The sequence below is a fragment of the Pseudoxanthomonas mexicana genome (assembly GCF_001556105.1).
Classification (GTDB): Bacteria; Pseudomonadota; Gammaproteobacteria; order Xanthomonadales; family Xanthomonadaceae; genus Pseudoxanthomonas_A; species Pseudoxanthomonas_A mexicana_A.
Genome location: NZ_LSIF01000083.1, coordinates 83670 through 104186, shown reverse-complemented (window position 1 = coordinate 104186; position 20517 = coordinate 83670). Strand labels below are relative to the sequence as shown.

Annotated in this window: 12 protein-coding genes; 8 read left to right on the top strand and 4 right to left on the bottom strand. The window is 67.6% G+C overall.

From position 1 onward, the window contains the following. Positions 1–306 precede the first annotated feature (306 nt). Positions 307–2736 carry a TonB-dependent receptor plug domain-containing protein gene (locus AX730_RS14480; RefSeq protein ID WP_062357689.1) on the bottom strand — a complete coding sequence of 810 codons (2430 nt, stop codon included), beginning with the start codon at positions 2734–2736 and terminating at the stop codon, positions 307–309. Positions 2737–3064: 328 nt separating this feature from the next. Here AX730_RS14480 and AX730_RS14475 point away from each other — a divergent pair, with 328 nt between their 5' ends. The 4 genes from AX730_RS14475 to AX730_RS14460 all read left to right on the top strand — a co-directional run bounded on the left by AX730_RS14475 (position 3065) and on the right by AX730_RS14460 (position 10316). Then, positions 3065–3541 (top strand): DUF3574 domain-containing protein, encoded by a 477-nt coding sequence (locus AX730_RS14475; protein ID WP_062357687.1) that lies wholly within the window; start codon positions 3065–3067, stop codon positions 3539–3541. Positions 3542–3614: 73 nt separating this feature from the next. After that, positions 3615–5141, top strand: a complete 1527-nt coding sequence (locus tag AX730_RS14470) for a SulP family inorganic anion transporter (RefSeq protein WP_062357686.1) — start codon at positions 3615–3617, stop codon at positions 5139–5141. A 163-nt stretch (positions 5142–5304) separates the two neighbouring features. After that, on the top strand, positions 5305–7905 hold the full coding sequence (clpB, locus tag AX730_RS14465; protein WP_062357684.1) for an ATP-dependent chaperone ClpB: 2601 nt from the start codon (positions 5305–5307) through the stop codon (positions 7903–7905). A gap of 137 nt (positions 7906–8042) precedes the next feature. After that, positions 8043–10316 (top strand): EAL domain-containing protein, encoded by a 2274-nt coding sequence (locus AX730_RS14460; protein WP_198147209.1) that lies wholly within the window; start codon positions 8043–8045, stop codon positions 10314–10316. 9 nt (positions 10317–10325) lie between these two features. Here the strand turns inward: AX730_RS14460 and AX730_RS14455 are convergent, their stop codons facing one another. Then, positions 10326–12014 (bottom strand): cation:proton antiporter domain-containing protein, encoded by a 1689-nt coding sequence (locus AX730_RS14455; RefSeq protein WP_062357680.1) that lies wholly within the window; start codon positions 12012–12014, stop codon positions 10326–10328. A gap of 170 nt (positions 12015–12184) precedes the next feature. Continuing rightward, positions 12185–14575 (bottom strand): TonB-dependent receptor plug domain-containing protein, encoded by a 2391-nt coding sequence (locus tag AX730_RS14450; RefSeq protein ID WP_062357679.1) that lies wholly within the window; start codon positions 14573–14575, stop codon positions 12185–12187. Positions 14576–14779: 204 nt separating this feature from the next. On the opposite strand from AX730_RS14450, the gene AX730_RS14445 reads away from it, so the two are divergent. From AX730_RS14445 to AX730_RS14435, 3 genes are read left to right on the top strand one after another with little or no spacing between them, the layout of a single operon-like run. Further along, positions 14780–16630, top strand: a complete 1851-nt coding sequence (locus AX730_RS14445) for an ABC-F family ATP-binding cassette domain-containing protein (protein ID WP_062357677.1) — start codon at positions 14780–14782, stop codon at positions 16628–16630. A gap of 59 nt (positions 16631–16689) precedes the next feature. Next, on the top strand, positions 16690–17025 hold the full coding sequence (locus AX730_RS14440) for an FmdB family zinc ribbon protein (protein ID WP_062357675.1): 336 nt from the start codon (positions 16690–16692) through the stop codon (positions 17023–17025). Positions 17026–17070: 45 nt separating this feature from the next. Next, positions 17071–17688: a hypothetical protein gene (locus tag AX730_RS14435; protein ID WP_062357673.1), complete on the top strand. Its 618-nt coding sequence runs from the start codon at positions 17071–17073 to the stop codon at positions 17686–17688. 9 nt (positions 17689–17697) lie between these two features. Here AX730_RS14435 and AX730_RS14430 read toward each other — a convergent pair whose 3' ends face one another. Beyond that, positions 17698–18606 carry a DUF3011 domain-containing protein gene (locus AX730_RS14430; RefSeq protein ID WP_062357870.1) on the bottom strand — a complete coding sequence of 303 codons (909 nt, stop codon included), beginning with the start codon at positions 18604–18606 and terminating at the stop codon, positions 17698–17700. Positions 18607–18757: 151 nt separating this feature from the next. Here AX730_RS14430 and aspS point away from each other — a divergent pair, with 151 nt between their 5' ends. After that, the gene (aspS, locus tag AX730_RS14425) at positions 18758–20509 is read left to right on the top strand and encodes an aspartate--tRNA ligase (protein ID WP_062357671.1); all 1752 of its coding nucleotides are present in this window, start codon (positions 18758–18760) and stop codon (positions 20507–20509) included. Positions 20510–20517: the final 8 nt, after the last annotated feature.

Here is a 20517-nt window from a genome sequence, read left to right as displayed (position 1 = left end):
CTAGCGTGCTCCATGCCCTGCCGCAAGGCGGTGTCCACGCGGTTCACCGTGTGCGCGCATTGCGATGCGTTCGGCGACGTCGGATAAAGCAGTGTCCCGGTTGTTCCTCATCCGGGCGCGTGGCGACGCGTTCCTCTCCTTGCATGCCGCATTCTTCTTGCTGCGCGGTCTGATCGTCCGGGCGTCGGCGCGCAGGTGGCCAGCCAGCCGCTGCGCGCGACGGTTGCCCGCCCGTTCCCGTGCCGCGGCGCCCGTCCGATCAGTTCGTGGCCGCCTCCTGGGTGGAGGCGGCGATACCCGTGCAGCTCAGAACGTGTAACGCACCCGCGAGTAGTAGTACGCGCCATTGCTGCCGATCGGCGACAGCACGTCGTAGGGCAGGTTGCCGAAGTAGTAGATGTCCTGGTTCGACAGGTCCGGGTACTCGTCGGTCAGGTTCAGGCCACCCAGCGCCACGCTCCACTTCGACGACAGCCGATACTCGACTTCCGCATCGAGCTGCCACTCCGCGCCGTAGCGCTGCTCCGGCTCGAAGCCGCCACCGAAGTTGAACACGCGCTTGGCGCTGCCGTGGCGGCTGACGCGACTCAACAAGTTCCAGCGGTCGTTGTTCCAGTTGGCGGTGAACTGCGCACGGGTGCGCGGCGCGGCGTCGGTCAGCGTGTTGCTCTCTTCCACGCCGAACAACTGGTAGGACGGGTCCAGCGCCAGCAGCTGCGCCGGCGTGGCGACGATGTTCTTCAGCTCCGTCTTGGCGTAGCTGTAGGTGCCGGTGAGCAGCAGGTTGCCGCCGGCCAGCGCCTGCCGCCAGTTGGTCACCAGTTCCACGCCCTGCGTACGCGTATCCGCCGCATTGGTGAAGAAGTTGACGCTCTGCACGCCGCGCACGCCGAACTCGCCCTCGACGAAATCGGTCAGCGCATCGCCGGTGATGCTCTCGGACAGCGCCACGCGGTCGTCGATCTCGATGTGGAACACGTCCAGCGACAGGTCGAAGTGCTCGCCGATCCGGCTGGTGAAGCCGAGGCTGGCGTTGATCGACTTTTCCGGGTCCAGCGCCTGCGCACCGAGCGCACGGGCGATCGGGTTGTTGACCGACAGCAGGCGGCCCTGGGTCAGCTGGCCGGCGGCGCTGTAGCCGGTCGAGGTGGATTCGTAGCCGATCTGCGCCAGCGACGGGGCACGGAAGTTGTTAGACAGCGCGCCGCGCAGGGCGAACGCCGGCGCGAACTCGTAGCGCGCGGCCAGCTTGCCGGTCAGCTCGCCGCCGAAATCGCTGTAGCGCTCGTAGCGCACGGCGACGTCGGTGGTCAGCTTCTCGCCGAAGCTGCTGGACAGCGCGGCGTAGACGCTGGCGACGTCGCGGTCGAGGTTGGCCACGTCCTGCGGGGTCAGGCCGCCACCGGCCTGCGAGCCGGTCGGTCGGTCGATGTACGGGCCGGCGGCGTAGCTGGCGGGATCGCCGGCGCCGGTTTCGTACGCCTCGAAGCGGAACTCCGCGCCGAAGGCGACGTCGTGCGTGGTGTCGCCGCTGCCGAAGCCGCGGCTCAGGTCGAGGTTGGCCAGCGTCTGCGACGACTCGTAGTCGCCGGTCTTGAAGCGCGTCGGGCTGGTCGGCCCGAGCGAGGCGTTGAGCGAGTCGCGCAGGCGGTAGGTGAAGCGGTTGCCGCCGTAGTTGACGCTGGCGTCGTAATCCCAGCTGCCCCATTGCCCGCGCACGCCACCGACGATGGCGACATCCTGGTTTTCGCCCAGCGACACCGGGCGGTAGCCGTTCGGATACACCTCGGGCCAGTTGGACACGCCGTCCGGATAGCGGAAGTAGTTGGCGCCGACGGTGTCGCGCTTGTTGTACGTGCCGAAGACGTAGAACTCGGAGGCCTCACCCAGCGGCAGGCCGGCGTTGACCCAGGCGTTGATGTCCTTCGAGGCGCCATCGCCCAGGTGGTAGTTGCGCTGGCCCTGCACGGCCAGGTTGGCCGGCGACTGGTCCCACGGCGGCACCTGGTCGAAACCGGCGCGGTTGGTGGCCTCGCGGTTCTTCAGTTCGAAACCGACGCGGAAGAAACCGCCATCGCCGATCGCGGTGCCGACCTTGCCCGACAGGAAGCTGGTCTGGCCGTCGGTGAGCGTCCGGTTGATCGGCTCGACGTCGGTGCGGTGCAGGCCGAAGCTGCCTTCCCACGCGCCGCCCTCGGGTGCGTCGTCGAGGATGATGTTGATGACGCCGGCGACGGCGTCGGAGCCGTACTGTGCACCGGCGCCATCGCGCAGCACTTCGATGCGCTTGATGGCGGTGACCGGGATCGCGTTGAAGTCCACCGGGGTGGTGCCGCGGCCGATCTTCGAGCCGGTCGACACCAGTGCGCTGGTGTGGCGACGCTTGCCGTTGACCAGCACCAGGACCTGGTCGGGGGCCAGGCCGCGCAACTGCGCGGCGCGCACGTGGTCGGCGCCGCCGGAATTGGACTGGCGCGGGAAGTTGAACGAGGGCAGCAGCGCCTGCAGCGCGCTGCCCAGCTCACCGTTGAGCACGCCGGCCTTGCGGATGTCCTCGGCCGTCAGCACGTCGATCGGCGAGGTCGACTCCAGCGCCGTGCGGTCGCTGGCGCGCGTGCCGGTGACGATCACCGCGTCGAGGTCGGTGGTGCCGGCGGGCGATTGCTGGGCGAACGCGGGGAAGGCGAGGGCAAGCGTGATGGCAGCGCCGAGCGGCGCCACGGTGGGGCGGGACATGGAAACTCCTGACGGGTGGGTACGAGAAAGGGACGCGGACGACGGAGGCCGGACTCAGGGGCAACGACAACCGCAGCCGCCCGCCCCTCGGGGGGAGAGACCATGAAGGACGTGGGCGGCGGGTCGTGCGGTCGGCATCGGGACAAGGCGTGTCGTGTGGGTCGTCGTCCCCGGTCTGCTGCATGCGCCGGGGTGACGGCACCTTAACGCGCCGGTTCCCCTGCATGACCGAGCGGGGCCATGGCGTGATCCCATGTGCTTATAACCAGTGGTTATTTCGATGCCTGATGATGTGCGCCGACAGTACGCGTCCCCGTTGGAGTTCCCCATGCCGTTGAGAAGTCTTTTCCTGGCCACCGCGTTGCTGGTCGTGTCCGGATGCGCCAGCGTCCGCAGTGCCGAGGCACCATCGACCACCACGTCATCACTGCAGGGCGATGCCCTGCGTCCCGGGCAGGCTACCGGCTGGGTGCGCAGCGAACTGTATTTCGGTGTGGGGAAAGAGACGGGTCCCGCCGACCGTCCGCAGGCCGAGACCATCACCGAGGACACCTGGCGCGCCTTCCTCGACAAGGAAGTGACCTCGCGCTTCCCCGACGGCCTGACTGTGTTCGATGCCTACGGCCAGTGGCTGTTCCGCGGAGCTGCGGAGCCGAATCGTCTGAAGACCAAGGTCATCGTCGTGCTGCACGAAGACACGCCGCAGCGTCGTGCCGACATCGAGGCCATCCGCCTCGCGTGGAAGCAGGCGACCGGCCACCAGTCGGTGCTGTGGTCGCGCCACGCGGTGGACGTATCGTTCTGAACCCGGCGCGCCCGCCGATGGTGCGGGCGTTTATGCTGGCGGCCCGCTGCCTTTCCCACTGACTCCCGACTCCATGACCGCATCGGTTCCCTCCGTGCGCCGCTGGTTCGTTCCCGGCGACCTCAACGGTTTCTTCGGCCTGGTGGTGGACAACCTGTCCATCCTCGGCTTCATCGCCGCCGCGCTGATCGGCATCTTCCAGTTCCCGGCCGAAGTGGTGTTCACCCGCATGTTCCCCGGCACCGCGCTGGGTGTGCTGGTCGGCAACTTGATCTACACGTGGATGGCGCATCGCCTGTCGGCGAAGACCGGTCGCGACGACGTCACCGCGATGCCGTTGGGTCTGGATGCACCGACCAGCATCGGCATGGCGTTGCTGGTGCTGGGTCCGGCGTTCATCGGTTTCAAGCAGGCGGGCATGGACGAACAGGCGGCGGCGACCGCCACCTGGCAGCTCGGCATGGCCTCGCTGGTGGTGATGGGCGTGCTGAAGCTGGTGCTGTCGTTCTTCGGCGATGCGGTCACGCGTGCGGTGCCGCGCGCCGGTCTGCTCGGCTCCATCGGTGGCGCGGCGCTGACGCTGCTCGGCTTCCTGCCGCTGATCGAAACGCTGCGCCAGCCCATCGTCGGTTTCGTTACCTTCGGCCTGCTGCTGTACGTGCTGGTGGCGAAGGGCAAGCTGCCGGTGAAGATCCCCGGCGTGCTGCTGGCGTTCGTCGTCGGCACCGCGCTGTACTACGCGCTCGGCCTCTCGGGCTTGGGCGCACCCGGCTTCAAAGTGCCGGAGGCCTACACCGTGCCTTACCTGCCGCTGCTGCTGCCGTTCGGCCTGCTGATGGTGGTGGGCGGCATCAACGTCAGCGAAAGCGCGCGCGCGGCCGGTGACGACTACCGCACGCGCGACGTGCTGCTGGCCGAAGCGGTGTCGACACTGGTCGCCGGTTTCTGCGGCGGCGTCGCGCAGACCACGCCCTACATCGGCCAGCCGGCTTACAAACACATGGGCGCGCGCAAGGGCTATACGCTGCTGACCGGCCTTTTCATCGGACTCGGTGGCGTGCTCGGCTACGTATCGGGCCTGGTGCAGTGGCTGCCGGTCGCGGTGCTGGCGCCGATCATCGTCTACGTCGGCCTGGACATCACCGTGCAGGCGTTCACCGAAACGCCGCGCAAGCACGCCATCGCGGTGGCGCTCGGCTTCCTGCCGTCGGTCGCCTACCTGCTGACGATCAAGTTCGGCAATCCGGCGTGGATCGCGCCGGACCGTTTCGCCGGTCTGTACGAAGGCGTCGACGGCCATGGCCTGCCGGACCTGGCCACCATCGTCACGCTCGGCAACGGCTTCATCATCACCGCGATGATCTGGACCACCGCGCTGGTGGCGATGATCGACGGACGCAACGGCCGCGCGGTCGTCGCGCTGCTGGTCGGCGCGGTGCTGACGCTGTTCGGCGTCATCCACTCGGTCGATCCGCGCGGCGGCATCTACCTGCCGTGGGACGTCGAAGGCCTGCGCGCGACCATCCTGTGGCAGTTCGCCGGTGCGTATGCGGCGCTGGCGGTGTTGCTGGGTCTGCTGTCGCTGCAGAAGAAGCCGTAGGGCGGGCCTTGGTCCGCCGGTTCGAGAGGCGCGAAGACGGTGGGCCAAGGCCCACCCTACGTGAATCCGGGTCTCAGCCGGTCTTGAAACACCGGCGCTTAACCGCATCTGGGTAGCATCGGCTGGCGTTCGCCGGCCCCCGACTTCCCGAGAGGTTCCTCCGATGCGGATGGACAAACTGACCTCGCGTTTCCAGCAGGCGCTGGCCGACGCACAGTCGCTGGCCGTGGGTCGCGACCACACCATGATCGAACCCGTCCACGTGCTGACCGCGCTGCTCGAGCAGCAGGGCGCCAGCACGCGCCCGTTGCTGGCGCAGGCCGGCACCAACGTCCCCGTGCTGCGCGAGCGGCTGACCGAAGCGCTGGACAAGCTGCCGAAGGTCACCGGCCAGGCCGGCAACCTGTCGATCGGCAACGACCTGTCGCGCCTGCTCAACGTCACCGACAAGCTGGCGCAGGACAGCGGCGATACCTACATCGCCAGCGAGTGGTTCCTGCTGGCCGCGCTCGACGACAGCGGTGCCGCCGGCCAGGAACTGAAGGCGAGCGGCGCCGACAAGCAGAAACTGCGCACCGCCATCGACCGCCTGCGCGGCGGCGAAAAGGTGCAGTCGGAGAACGCCGAGGACCAGCGCCAGGCGCTGGAGAAGTACACCATCGATCTCACCGAGCGCGCCGAGATCGGCAAGCTGGATCCGGTGATCGGCCGCGACGAGGAGATCAGGCGCACCATCCAGGTCCTGCAGCGGCGCACCAAGAACAATCCCGTACTGATCGGCGAACCCGGCGTAGGCAAGACCGCCATCGTCGAAGGCCTGGCCCAGCGCATCGTCAACGGCGAAGTGCCCGAGGGTCTGCGCGGCAAGCGCGTGCTGTCGCTGGACATGGGCGCGCTGATCGCCGGCGCCAAGTTCCGCGGCGAGTTCGAGGAGCGCCTGAAGGGCGTGCTGAACGACCTGGCGAAGAACGAAGGCCAGATCATCCTCTTCATCGACGAGCTGCACACCATGGTGGGCGCGGGCAAGGCCGAAGGCTCGATGGACGCCGGCAACATGCTGAAGCCGGCGCTGGCGCGCGGCGAACTGCACTGCATCGGTGCGACCACGCTGGACGAGTACCGCAAGTACGTGGAGAAGGACGCTGCCCTGGAGCGCCGGTTCCAGAAAGTGTTCGTGGGCGAACCCAGCGTCGAGGACACGATCGCCATCCTGCGCGGGCTGAAGGAAAAGTACGCCGTGCACCATGGCGTCGAGATCACCGATCCCGCCATCGTCGCCGCCGCGCAGCTGAGCCACCGCTACATCGCCGACCGCCAGCTGCCGGACAAGGCCATCGACCTGATGGACGAAGCCGCCAGCCGCATCCGCATGGAGATCGATTCCAAGCCGGAAGAGATGGACCGCATGGAGCGCCGGCTGATCCAGCTGAGGATCCAGCGCGAGGCGCTGAAGAAGGAGAAGGATGCGCAGTCGAAGCAGCGCCTGACCGATCTCGAAACGGAGATGGAAGCGCTGCAGCGCGCGTTCAACGACCTGGAAGAGATCTGGAAGGCCGAAAAGGCCACGCTGACCGGCGTGACCAAGGTGAAGGAGCAGATCGAGCGGGTGAAGCTGGAACTGGAAGCCGCGCAGCGTCGCCAGGATTACGCGCGCATGAGCGAGTTGCAGTACGGCCAGCTGCCGGAACTGGAGAAGCAGCTGTCCGCCGCGCAAGAAGCCGAGCAGAAGGGCTTCAGGCTGCTGCAGGACAAGGTCACCGACGAAGAGATCGCCGAGGTCGTCAGCCGCTGGACCGGCATTCCGGTCAGCAAGATGCTGGAGGGCGAGCGCGAGAAGCTGCTGCAGATGGAGCAGTCGCTGCGTGGTCGCGTGATCGGGCAAGAGGAAGCGATCAAGGTCGTCTCCGATGCCGTGCGCCGTTCGCGCGCCGGCTTGTCCGATCCCGACCGGCCGAGTGGTTCGTTCCTGTTCCTCGGCCCTACCGGCGTCGGCAAGACCGAGCTGTGCAAGGCGCTGGCCGAGTTCCTGTTCGACAGCCGCGACGCGATGATCCGCATCGACATGAGCGAGTTCATGGAGAAGCATGCGGTCAGCCGGCTGGTCGGCGCGCCGCCGGGCTACGTGGGTTACGAAGAGGGCGGCTACCTGACCGAGGCGGTGCGTCGTCGTCCCTACAGCGTGATCCTGCTGGACGAAGTGGAGAAGGCGCATCCCGACGTGTTCAACATCCTGCTGCAGGTGCTGGACGACGGTCGCCTGACCGATGGACAGGGCCGCACGGTGGATTTCCGCAATACGGTCATCGTGATGACCTCGAACCTCGGCTCAGGCGTGATCCAGGACCTGTCCGACCATGGCGAGTCCACCGACAGCCCGGAAAGCTACACGCAGATGAAGGCCGCGGTGATGGGCGTGGTGCAGGCGCATTTCCGTCCGGAATTCATCAACCGGCTGGACGACATCGTCGTGTTCCATCCGCTGGACAAGGCGCAGATCCGCGAGATCGCGCGCATCCAGACGCGTTACCTGGCCAAGCGGCTGGCCGAGCGGCAGATCACGCTGGAACTCGATGATTCGGCGCTGCTGCTGCTGGGCGACGTCGGTTTCGATCCCGTCTACGGTGCACGCCCGCTGAAACGCACCATCCAGGCGCAACTGGAAAATCCCCTGGCGCAGAAGATCCTGTCCGGTGCATTCGGTGCCGGCGACACGGTGCGCGTGCGTGCCGACGGCGGCCAACTGGTGTTCGACGCCACGCACTGACGGACGGTCGGCGCAGGCATGTCCTGCTTCCGTCTGTCATCACGTGGTAGTACGTTATGGGGCGGCCCGCAGTGGGTGGGCCGGTCGCCGACGCATGCCCTGACGATGCGGACCTGGCAAGGGGCAAGGACGGATTGATGGCTGATCATGCAGGACAGCCGCCACGTGGCCTCGGCGGGAGCATGCAGGTGCTCCTGCTCGGCGGCCTGTGCGTGCTGCTGCAGCAGATCCCGATCCGTTACCGCATCGACTTCTTCGGCGAGGTGGTCGACGCCTCGCTGATCCACCTGCATACCGGCCTGCTGCTGGCCATCGCGATGCTGGTGCGCGACTGGCGCGTGGTCGCCGGTTGCTTCGCGTTGGCGTGCGCAGGCTGGATGTTCCGGCAGACGTACCTGTTCGATGGCGGGCGCCCCACCGTGATGCTGGCATGGGGCGTGTCGGGTTATCTGCTCCAGTACGCATGGACCATGGCGTGCGCGCGCTGGATGGGGTGGCCACGCGCCTCGGGCGCACGCCTGCAACGCAGCGACCTGCTGCGGTTCGCCGCGATCGGCCTGTTGCTTTACCCCCTGGTGTTGGCGCTGCTGGGGCTCAGCATCGTGCTGGTGACCTCGCCGGCAGGCGCAACGAGCACGGCCTTCCAGATGTTCTTCGCCAAGCAGTTCGGTGTCGCGGTCGTGACCCTGCCCCTGGTGATCGGCTGGCAGGAGCGCGCGACGCCGTCACCGCGTTCCGATGTGGCCACGCATTGGCTGTGGCCGGTGGCATTGGGCCTGGGCCTGGCGGTCAGCCTGTGGGCCGCCGTGCAGGTGCGGCACGCCTTCAACGGGTTGGCCATCCTGCTGACCGGGCCGGTGCTGATGGACTACCGGTTCGCCGTGCTGGTCGTGCTGGCCTGGTGCATGCTGCGGCTGCCGCCGCGCTGGGCCATGCTGTCGCTGTCGCTGACCCTGCTGCTGCTGATCGGCATGGTGGCGGGCACGGCCGAATACGCCAACACCCCGGTGGGCTTCTTCAACCTGCTGCACATCACGGTGGAGATGAACATCCTGCTGCTGGCGATGCTCTACCTGTGGCTGACCAACCGCGACCGCTCCGCGCTGGCCGGACAGCTGTCGGAAGAAACGCTGCGCGACCAGGTGACCGGGCTGCCCAACCTCAAGGCATTGCGCGAACGCGTGGCGCGGCCCATGCAGCGTGCGGAGCTGGGCTACCTGCTGCTAGACCAGACCGACACGCTGGTGGCCGGCTTCGGCCTGGATACGCAGGCACAGGCGATGAACGCCACGGCGCGGCGATTGGATGACCTGGTCGAGACGTTCTACGTGGGCACGGGCCAGTTCGCGCTGCTGCCCCGGCCCCGGCGCGACGCCGACCTGTGGGAGCGCGTGATGGCGCGCGTGGAGCACGCGGAAATCGATGTCGGTGGCGAGCCGATCAGGCTGCTGCCGTACCTTGGCGTTGCCGCCTTCAACGGGACCCATGCGAGTGTGGTCGACGGTGCCGTGCTGACGGCCTCGCACCTGGCGTTCGAGGCGCGCCAGCATGGCGAATTGCGGCCGCGCTACAGCGACATCGGTGACACCCAGGTGCGGCGCACGCACCGCCGCCAGTTGCACGACGCGACCGAGGCGCTGGCCAGCCTGCGCAGCGAGCGCGTGGCGCTGTACTTCCAGCCGATCCGCGACCTGTTGCCCGACATGCACCACGAGCCGCGCGAGCTGGCGGGCGAAGTGCTGTGCCGGCTGCTGGACGAGAAGGGCGAGATCATGTCGCCCGCACGGTTCATGGCGCCGCTCGAAGCGGCCGGCCGCGGCGCCGAACTCGACCTTGCGGTCATGCGCGCGCTGTTCCGGCTGCTGCGAAAGTCGCCCGCTGCGATCCCGCACTGTCGCGAGATCGCGGTCAACCTCACCGGCCAAAGCCTGGCCTCGATGAGTTTCCAGGTTGAACTGCGCACGTTGCTGGCGGGATCGCCATTGCCGATGAGCGCGCTGTGCTTCGAGGTCACCGAGACCGCCGCCATCTCCAATACCGCGGCGGCCAGCCACCTGCTGGCCGACCTGCGCGCGCTGGGTTGCCACATCGCCATCGATGATTTCGGCACCGGCATGCAGAGCTTCGCGCGCCTGCGGGAATTGCCGGTCGACGTGATCAAGATCGACGGTTCGTTCGTCCGCAACGTCGCGCAGCTCGGCAAGGATTACGCCGTCGTGCAGGCGTCGGTGGCGGTGGCGAAAGCGTTCGGCGCGACCACGGTGGCCGAGTTCGTCGAGGACGAAGATACGGAGTTCTGCCTGCGTCGCCTGGGCGTGCACCGCGTGCAGGGCTATCTCTATGGCGCGCCGCGGCCGCTGGCCGAGGTGCTGGCGGAAGTGGTGGCCGAAGCGCCGGCCGCCCGCGACTGAATCAGGGGATCAAGCCGGTGTGCGCTGCGGGCGGTAGGGCGGCGTGGACATCACCATCTCCGCCAGCGAGAACGCCAGTTCGCGCTCGGCCAGCACCGCGCCATCGGCGCCGTGTCCGAGCAGGTGCTTCACCTCGCCCTCGCTGTGCGCACGGGCGAGCAGCGTCAGGCCCGGGTTGATCGCGCGCAGTTTGGCCAGTGCTTCGCCTGCCTCGAGCGGTTGCGGAATCGCCAGCACGGCGATCTTGGCGCGCTCGGGGTGCGCTTCGGCCAGCACGCGGTCGGCCGCCGCACTGCCACGGATCGCCGGGATGCCGGCGTCGTGCGCGCGGGCGACGTGGTCGCCGTTGTCGTCGATGACGATCAGGGGCACGCCACGGTCGCGCAGCACACGCGCCAGTTCGCTGCCCACGCGGCCGTAACCGATGATGATGGCGTGGTCGGTGACGTCCAGCGACGGGCCTGGCGGAACTTCCGGCTCCAGCGGCACCGGTGCCAGCGCCTCCTGCTTCTTCTGCCAGTGGTCCAGCCAGGTGAACAGGAACGGATTGGCGATGATCGACAGCAGTGAACCGGCCAGGATCAGGTCGCGCCCTTCCGGCGGCAGGATCTTCAGCGCCACACCGAGCGCGGCCAGGATGAAGGAGAACTCGCCGATCTGCGCCAGGCTGACCGAGATCGTCAGCGCGGTGCCGGTGGGGTGCTTGAACGCCTTGACGATGTAGTACGCCGCCACCGACTTGCCGATCACGATGATGCCGAACGTGGCCAGCACCTGCCACGGATGCGCCACCACGATCGCCGGGTTGAACAGCATGCCCACCGAGACGAAGAACAGCACCGCGAACGCGTCGCGCAGCGGCAGCGAGTCGTTCGCGGCCTTGTGGCTCAGCTCCGACTCGTTCAGCAGCATGCCGGCGAAGAACGCGCCCAGCGCGAACGACACGCCGAACAGCATCGCGGAGCCGAAGGCCACGCCCAGCGCGATGGCCAGCACCGAGAGGGTGAACAGTTCGCGAGAACCGGTCGCCGCGATCTTCTCCAGCGTCCACGGGATCGCCCGCCGGCCCACGATCAGCATGAAGGCCACGAATGCGCCCAGTTTGATGAAGGTCCAGGCGATCTCCACGGCGAAGCGGCCGAAGGTCGCCTTCTCGCCGCCGTTGTCCGGGCCGAAGGTGGACGCCAGTACCGGCAGCATCACCAGCGCCAGCACCATCACCAGGTCTTCGACGATCAGCCAACCCACCGCGATGCGGCCGCGCTTGGTTTCCAGCAGGCGCCGTTCCTCCATCGCGCGCAGCAGCACCACCGTACTCGCCACCGACAGCGCCAGGCCGAACACGAAGCCGTTGAGCGGGGTCCAGCCCATGCCCCAGGCCAGCGCCCAGCCCAGGCCGGTGGCGACCACGATCTGCACGATCGCGCCCGGGATGGCGATCGCCTTCACTTCCAGCAGGTCTTCCAGCGAGAAGTGCAGGCCTACGCCGAACATCAGCAGCATCACGCCCAGTTCGGACAGCTGGGTGGCGAGTTCCTGGTCGGCGACGAAGCCGGGGGTGAACGGACCGACGAAGATGCCTGCAACGAGGTAACCGACCAGCGGCGAAAAGCGCAGCTTGTGGGCGATCGCCCCAAGCACGAAGGCCAGGGCCAGGCCCACCGCGATGAGGTTGATCAGGTCGGTGTCGTTGTGCATCGACGGGTGTTTTTCCTCTGCATGAGGGTCGAGTGTCGCCGATGCGGACGCCCTGCGGCAAACGCGCGCCGTGCTTGCGCGTCGACGGAGCCCCCGCATTCCGGCATCGCCGAAACGGAAACGCCCCGCACGGGGCGGGGCGTTCCGGGGCCGTCAAGCGTCGAGGCGTCCTACCACGTGTACGCGATGCGACCGTAGACATACGCACCATTGAAGCCGCCCGGCGACTGGCTGCTGTAGGGGAACTGGCCGCTGTTCGAGTTCGGGAAGATGGTGCGGTCCGGATACTTGTCCAGCAGGTTGTCCGCACCCAGCGTCAGCGTCCAGTTCTCGCTCGGGCGATAGCTGGTCGATGCATCCAGGATCCACGTCGCGCCATAGGTCTGGTCGTTGGCCGGATTGCCGGTTTCGCTGACGCGGGTGGTGAATTCGCCGTACCGGGTGGCGCCGAAGGTGAAGCCCCAGTGCGCCAGTTTCCAGGCCGCGGTCAGCGTGGCCTTGTCGCGCGGGTAGCCTTCCTCGATGCGGCCCTGTTCGTCGCGGCCGATGCGCCACAGGTTGGCGCCGAGTGCCGTCAGCTCCGGCGGATTCGGTGCGATGCGCTGGATCTCGGTCTTGTTGTAGTTGTAGCCGGCAGTCAGGTCGAGGCTGCTGTTCTCGAACGGCACCGTGTATTGCGCGATGACGTCGACGCCGCGCGTGCGGGTATCGGCCGCATTGGTGAAGTAGCGCGCGCTGGTGACGCCGTTGACGCCCAGGCTGGCCAGCAGGGCCTGGGCCGCCGCGTTGCCGCCCAGCAGCAGGTTGGAGGACAGCACGACGCGGTCATCGATATCGATCTGGTACGCATCGATGGTGACGTACAGGCGATCCACCGGCTGCAGCACCAGGCCCAGGCCGTACGACAGCGAGGTTTCCGCCGTCAGCGCTTCCGCGCCCAGCGCCTGCGCGACGGGGCCGGTGGCGGGGAACGTGCCCGATTCGAAGAAACGGTCCAGCGTGGCGTTGTACTGGGAGGTCACCACCTGGTAGTTCTGCTGCGCCAGCGCGGGCGCGCGGAAGCCGCTGGCCACCGTCGCGCGCAGCGCCACCGCATCGGTGAAGGCATAGCGCGCGGACAGCTTGCCCGACACTTCGCTGCCGAAGTCGGAATAGTCCTCGTAGCGCCCGGCGATGCCGGCCGAGAATTTCTCGGTCAGGTCGGCTTCCAGGCCCGCATAGGCGGCGTAGCTGTCACGGCTGGAGTGCACGGCGTTGGCGGGCGTGAAGCCGCCGAACCCCTGCGCGCCGCTGCCCGTATACGAGTTCAGCTCGCCCGGCGACTGGTTCCACTTCTCTTCGCGGTACTCGGCACCGAACGACAGCGTGGCCGGATACGCCAGGCCGATCTCCAGCGGCTTGCTGATGTCGGCGTTCAACAGGTTCTGGGTGTACTCCAGCGCGCCGTCGTAGAAACGACGCGGGCTGTTCGCGCCCAGGCTGTAGTTGACGCTGTTCTGGGTATAGAACTTCAGGTTGTTGTAGCCGTAGTTGTAGCTGACGTCCCACTTCCAGCCGCTTTCGGTGTCGCCCTTCACGCCGGCCACCAGCGAGCGGTCCTGCGAGAGCTGGTTGATCTCCGGCACGTAGCCGTTCGGATACACCTGCGGCACCAGCGCGTTGTGGCCGATCGAGCGGAAGAAGGCGAACGAAGTGATGTCGCGGTTGCTGGCGATGGCGGTGGCGTAGGCGCTGACGTTGTCGCTGAACGCGAAGCCGGCGTTCGCCGACACGGCACCGGCGTCCACCTTCGGGTCGCCATAGACGAAGGCGACGCGGCCGATGGCCGGATTGTTGCCGGTATTCGGCGCCGTGCCCTGGTAAGGACCGGCGCGGTCGGTTTCGTCCTGCTGGGTCAGCTGGCCCGCGACGTGCACGAAGCCGCGGCCATCGCCGAAGGACACGCCGGTGTCGCCGGACAGCTGGGTGCTGCGGCCGTCACCGGCGGAGTAACCGCCGGCATCCACGACCAGGCTGCCGCCCTTGCCGGAACCCTTCAGCACGATGTTGACCACACCGGCGATGGCGTCGGAACCGTACTGCGCGGACGCGCCGTCGCGCAGCACTTCCACGCGCTCGATCGCCGACACCGGGATCGCGTTGAGGTCCACCGCCGACGAACCGCGGCCGATGCTGCCGTTGACGTTGACCAGCGCCGAGATGTGGCGGCGCTTGCCGTTGACCAGGATCAGCACCTGGTCGGGCGACAGGCCGCGCAGCTGCGCCGGTCGCACGCCGCTGGTGCCGTCGGTCACGGCCGGGCGCGGGAAGTTCAGCGAGGGCAGGGCGCGCGCGAGGGCGGTGGCCAGTTCGGTGGTGCCAGTGGCCTGCAGGGCCTCCGGCGTGATGATGTCGATGGGCGACTGGGACTCGGCGACCGTGCGGTCGGAGACGCGGGTGCCGGTGACGATCAGGGTGTCCAGCGTGCGGGCCTCGGCGGGGGCCGATGCCTGCGCGAACGTGGTGGGGGCGACCAGGGCCAGGCTGATGGCGAGGGTCAGGGGCGACAGCGTGCGGGTCATTGGGGAGCTCCGGGAAGGACAGCGAAGTGCGACTTCAAGTGAATCAGGGCTTGCAAAGTTTCCTTTGAAACCATGGACTTAGGTGCTACCTGTTCTGGTTACAGGGGTGGAAAGGGCATGTCAATGCTTTGTTAACAAGTGTGAGCAGGTGCGCTATCGATAAACTACGCGGCCGCGTCCCCCCAAATCCCCGTAGGTTGTTTCTTGATTGCCCTTCGTAATTTCGCGCTCCGCCGCGGCGAGCGCCTGCTGCTGTCCAACGTCGACCTGACCCTGCACGCCGGCTATCGCGTGGGCGTGGTCGGTCGCAACGGCGCGGGCAAATCCAGCCTGTTCGCCGCCGTCCAGGGCGAACTGGAAGCCGACAAGGGCGACCTCGACCTGCCCGGCAAGGTGCGCATCGCCAGCGTGGCGCAGGAAACCCCGTCGCTGCCCGATCCGGCCCTGACGTTCGTGCTCGGTGGCGATACCGAGGTCGCCGCGGTGCTGCAGGCCGAAGCCGATGCCAGCGCGCGCGAAGACTGGGAAGCGGTCGCCAACGCGCACCAGCGGATGGCCGAACTCGGTGCCTACGACGCCGAAGCGCGCGCAGGCAAGCTGCTGCACGGCCTGGGCTTCCCGGCCGATACGCACCATCGCGCGGTGTCGTCGTTCTCCGGCGGCTGGCGCGTGCGCCTGAACCTGGCGCGCGCGCTGATGATGCCCAGCGACCTGCTGCTGCTCGACGAGCCCACCAACCACCTCGACATGGACGCGGTGCTCTGGCTGGAGCAGTGGTTGCTGAAGTATCCCGGCACGCTGCTGCTGATCTCGCACGACCGCGAGTTCCTCGACAACGTCGCCACGCATACGCTGCACCTGCACGGCGGTGGCGCCAAGCTCTATACCGGCGGCTACACCGACTTCGAACGCCAGCGCGCCGAACAGTTGCGCCAGCAGCAGATCGCGCACGAGAAGGAACAGGCCGAACGCGCGCACCTGCAGAGCTTCATCGACCGCTTCAAGGCCAAGGCCTCGAAGGCGGCGCAGGCGCAGAGCCGCATGAAGCGCCTGGCCAAGCTCGCCGGTACCGAGGCGGTACGCGCCGAGCGCGAATTCCGCATCGAGTTCGCCGAGCCGGCCAAGCTGCCGTTCTCGCTGATCCGGTTGAACCATGTCGAAGCCGGCTACGGTCCCGGTGCGACGATCCTGCACAACGTCGGCTTCGGCCTGGAAGCGGGACAGCGCATCGGCCTGCTCGGCCCCAACGGCGCCGGCAAGACCACGCTGGTGAAGACGCTGGTGGGCGAACTGGCGGTGATGGAGGGTGATCGCATGGCCCATCCGGATCTGCGCATCGGCTACTTCGCGCAGCACACGGTGGAGTCGCTGCATGAGGGCCAGTCGCCGATGGACCATTTCCGCGACCTCTCGCCGGACGCGAGCAACCAGTCCTTCCGCGACTTCCTGGGCAAGTGGAACTTCCCCGGTGACCGCGCGTTCGAGCCGGTCGACGGCTTCTCCGGTGGCGAGCGTGCACGTCTCGCGCTGGCCCTGATCGCGTGGCAGCAGCCGAACGTGCTGTTGCTCGACGAACCGACCAACCACCTCGACCTCGAAATGCGCGAAGCCCTGGCCGAAGCGCTCAGCGATTTCGACGGCGCCATCGTCATGGTGTCGCACGACCGCCACCTGATCGGCCTGGTCTGCGACACGTTCTGGCGCGTGGCCGACGGCGTGGTCGAGCCGTTCGACGGCGACCTCGACGAATACGCCGCCTGGCTGCGCACGCGCGCCTCCGCGCAGGGCAGCAAACCGCTGCGCAGCGAACCGGCGCCGGCACCGAAGACCGCGCCAGCCCCTGCGCGCAAGGTGAATCCGGTGAAGCTGGCCGCCGCGGAAGCCAAGGTCGCCGAGCTGGAAGGCAGGCTGGCCGACGTGGATGCGCAGCTCGCGGACCCGGACAGCTACGCCGATGCCGACCTCGCCGCCCGCCTTGGCCGCGATCGCGAAGCGCTGCAACAGCAGCTCGCCAAGGCCGAGGAAGCGTGGTCGTCGTTGTACGACGAGGCTTGATCCGCGCGCCTGTCATCCCCACAACACCCCACGTTCAATCCGTTGCCTGATCGCCCGCCATGCCCATCTACGCTTTCGAATGCACCCACTGTGGCCACAGTTTCGACCGCCTGCAGAAGCTGTCCGACCCGGATCCCGATACCTGCCCGGCGTGCAGCGCGCAGGCGGTGAAACGGCAGTTGACCGCGCCGTCGTTCCGCCTGGCCGGCAGCGGCTGGTACGAGACCGACTTCAAGAAGGACGGCGACAAGAAGCGCAACCTCGCTGACGGTGGCGAAGCCGCGAAGCCATCCAGCGACTCCAAGCCCGCCGAGACGGCACCGGCGAAGACCGAAAGCGCGCCCGCGAAGACGGAAACCAAACCGGCGACGCCGCCCTCGACGTCCTCGTCCTGAGGTCGGCGGTGTAAGGTGCTTCCCTTCCTGCAACGAAGGGATGCCATGAAGAAGACCCTCATCGCGCTTGTGGCGTTCATCGTCACCGGCGTGGCTGTACCGCCCGCGATCGCGACCGCGCCAACGCCGGCCGACACGTTCCTCGCGTCGCTGGCGCAGCATTGCGGCAAGGCCTACGCCGGTCGCATCACCGCCAACCAGCCCGCATCGACCACGCCCGATCCGTTCGAGGGCAAGCCGCTGGTGATGCATGTGCGCGGCTGTGACGACGCACTGCGCGAGATCCGCATTCCCTTCCATGTCGGCGACGACCATTCGCGCACGTGGGTCCTCACGCGCACGGCGAGCGGTCTGCGGCTCAAGCACGACCATCGCCATGAGGACGGCAGCCCGGACGCGGTGACGATGTACGGCGGCGACACCGCTGAGGCGGGCACGACGCAGCGACAGGCGTTCCCGGTGGATGCGGAGTCGATCGCGATGTTCGAGCGCGAAGGACTGGCGGCGTCGGTGACCAACACCTGGGCGATGGAGCTGGTGCCGGCGAAGACGTTCGTCTACGAGCTGAGCCGGCCGAGCGGACGGCTGTTCCGGGTGGAGTTCGATCTCACCACGCCGGTCGCGTTGCCGCCGGCGCCCTGGGGCGCCGACGACGAGGGTTGATCGCGGCGTTCAGCGCGGTCCGAAACGGCCCCGGCAACCGCGGTCCACCCACACCTGGTTGCCGGCGTAGCCCCAGTTGTAGCCTTCGCGGCAGCTGGTGTTGGACACCTGCTGCAGCAGGATCGGACGGCCCTGGCGGGCGTCGTAGGCGCAGCTCCTGCGGCGGTTGTCCTCGCTGTTGCAGGTAACGCTGTAGCCACTGTTGCCGCCGCTCCAGCCACCGTCGCGGGCGGCGAACTCGGCACGACAGCCATTGCCCACGTAGACCTGGCCCTGCTGCGACTGCCAGCTCCGGCCTTCGACGCAGCCCGCGCTGGACAGTTGCCGGGTCAGGCGCGAATGGCCGCTCCACGGCGTGCGGCAGGTGCGGCCGCGTCCATCCGTGCTTTCGCAGCGGATCGTGCCGGTCGACGACGAAGTGGCGGCGGCGAATTCGCCCCGGCAGCCCTTCCAGACCGTGATCAGTCCGTCCTGCGAATTCCAGGTGGTGTTCTCGATGCAGCGGCTGTTCGAGAGCTGCCGCACCAGCCGCGACGGGCCGCGCCACGGTGGCGTGCAACGTTTGGCGTCGCCACTCTTGCTTTCGCAGAGGAAGGTCTGTCCGCTGACCGGCGGCGGATCGGGGTTCCAGCCGCCATTGTTGCCGCCGAGCGACTGGGCGATGTCCTGCTTGATCTGGCTGAAGGTCCAGTTGGATCGGTTGACCTGGTCGAGGTAGAACCGCAGCTGGTCGTCCGGAATGCGGCGACCGCGGGACTGCTCGGAATACTCCAGGCTGATCACCCGCGTCTGGTCCTGCACCGACAGCGTGCGCAGGTTCTCGGGAGCGTAGGCCCGCGTACCGACCTGGGCGACGGCGCTGCCGGCCACGAAGGCCAGCAACAGTACGAGCACCGACTGCAACAACGGCTTCTTCATGGTGGCACCCTCCTGGGGAGGCGCCAGCATACGCCGCGAATGTTAATCCTGGGCGGAGGCCGGCCGGGGGACCGGGTAAACTAGCGGACTAGGACGGCCGATGGTCGTCGTACCCCTTCCGGCACCGTCCGGACGACCCTCTGGAGTTCCCATGCGTACCCATTTCTGCGGCCTCGTCGACGAGGCCATGATCGGCCAGACCGTGACCCTCTGCGGCTGGACCGACGTCGCCCGCAATCTCGGCGGCGTCTGCTTCATCGACCTGCGCGACCACGAGGGCATCGTGCAGGTGACGGTGGATCCGTCCAACGCCGAGGTGTTCAAGGTCGCCGCGTCGCTGGGGTACGAGGACGTGCTGCAGGTCGAGGGCGTCGTGCGTGCGCGTGAGGCTGTCAACACCAAGATCCGTACCGGCCAGGTGGAAGTGATCGCCACCAGCATCACCGTGCTCAACAAGGCCGAACCGCTGCCGTTCCACCACCACGAGAACCCCGGCGAGGAAACGCGCCTCAAGTACCGTTACCTGGACCTGCGCAGCGCCGACATGCAGCGCAAGCAGCGCACCCGCATCCGGTTGGTGCAGGCATTGCGCCGCTGGCTGGATGCGCGTGGTTTCCAGGACATCGAAACGCCGATCCTCACCAAGGCCACGCCGGAAGGCGCGCGCGACTTCCTGGTGCCGGCGCGCATGCACCCGGGCGAGTTCTACGCGCTGCCGCAGTCGCCGCAGCTGTTCAAGCAGATCCTGATGGTGGCCGGCTTCGACCGCTACTACCAGATCGCGCGCTGCTTCCGCGACGAAGCCCTGCGCGCCGACCGCCAGCTGGAGTTCACCCAGCTCGACATGGAGTTCGCCTTCGTGCGCGAGCGCGACGTGCAGGACGCCGTCGAGGGCATGATCCGCGACATCTTCAAGGAGGTGATGGACGTGGAACTGGCCAACCCGTTCCCGCGCATGACCTGGGCCGAGGCGATGCGTCGCTACGGCTCGGACAAGCCGGACCTGCGCATCGCGCTGGAACTGGTCGACGTGGCGGAGCTGGTGAAGGCCAGCGAGTTCGCGGTGTTCACCGGTGCCGCCAACGATCCTGACGGCCGCGTCGCCGCGCTGCGCATCCCCGGCGGTGCATCGCTGAGCCGCAAGCAGATCGACGAGTACGCCGCCCACGCCGCCAAGTACGGCGCGAAGGGGCTGGCCTACATCAAGATCGATGAGGCCGGCGCGATCAGCTCGCCGATCCAGAAGTTCTTCGCCGAGGACGCGTTCGCTGCGCTGCTGAAGCATGTGGGCGCCGGCACCGGCGACATCGTGTTCTTCGGTGCCGGCAGCTACAACAAGGTCTCCGACTTCATGGGCGCGCTGCGCCTGAAGGCCGGCAAGGACTTCGGCCTCGTCCAGGACGGCTGGACGCCGCTGTGGGTCACCGATTTCCCGATGTTCGAGTACGACGACGAAGCGCAGCGCTACGTCGCCCTGCATCATCCCTTCACCGCGCCCGCGGTCGACGACATCGGCGACCTGCGCGCCAATGCCAAGACGGCGGTGTCGCGCGGTTACGACATGGTGTTGAACGGCAACGAGATCGGCGGTGGTTCGATCCGTATCCACCGCCCCGACATGCAGAGCGCGGTGTTCGAGCTGCTCGGCATCGGTGCGGAAGAGGCGGAAGCCAAGTTCGGCTTCCTGCTCGATGCGCTGCGCTTCGGCGCACCGCCGCACGGCGGCATCGCGTTCGGCATCGACCGCATCGCCGCACTGATGGCGGGCACCGAGTCGATCCGTGACGTCATCCCGTTCCCGAAGACCACCAGCGCGCAGTGCCTGATGACCGGTGCGCCGTCGCCGATCCCGGACGAGCAGCTGGCGGAAGTCCACATTCAAGTACGTCCGAAGAAAGACTGAGAGAGAAC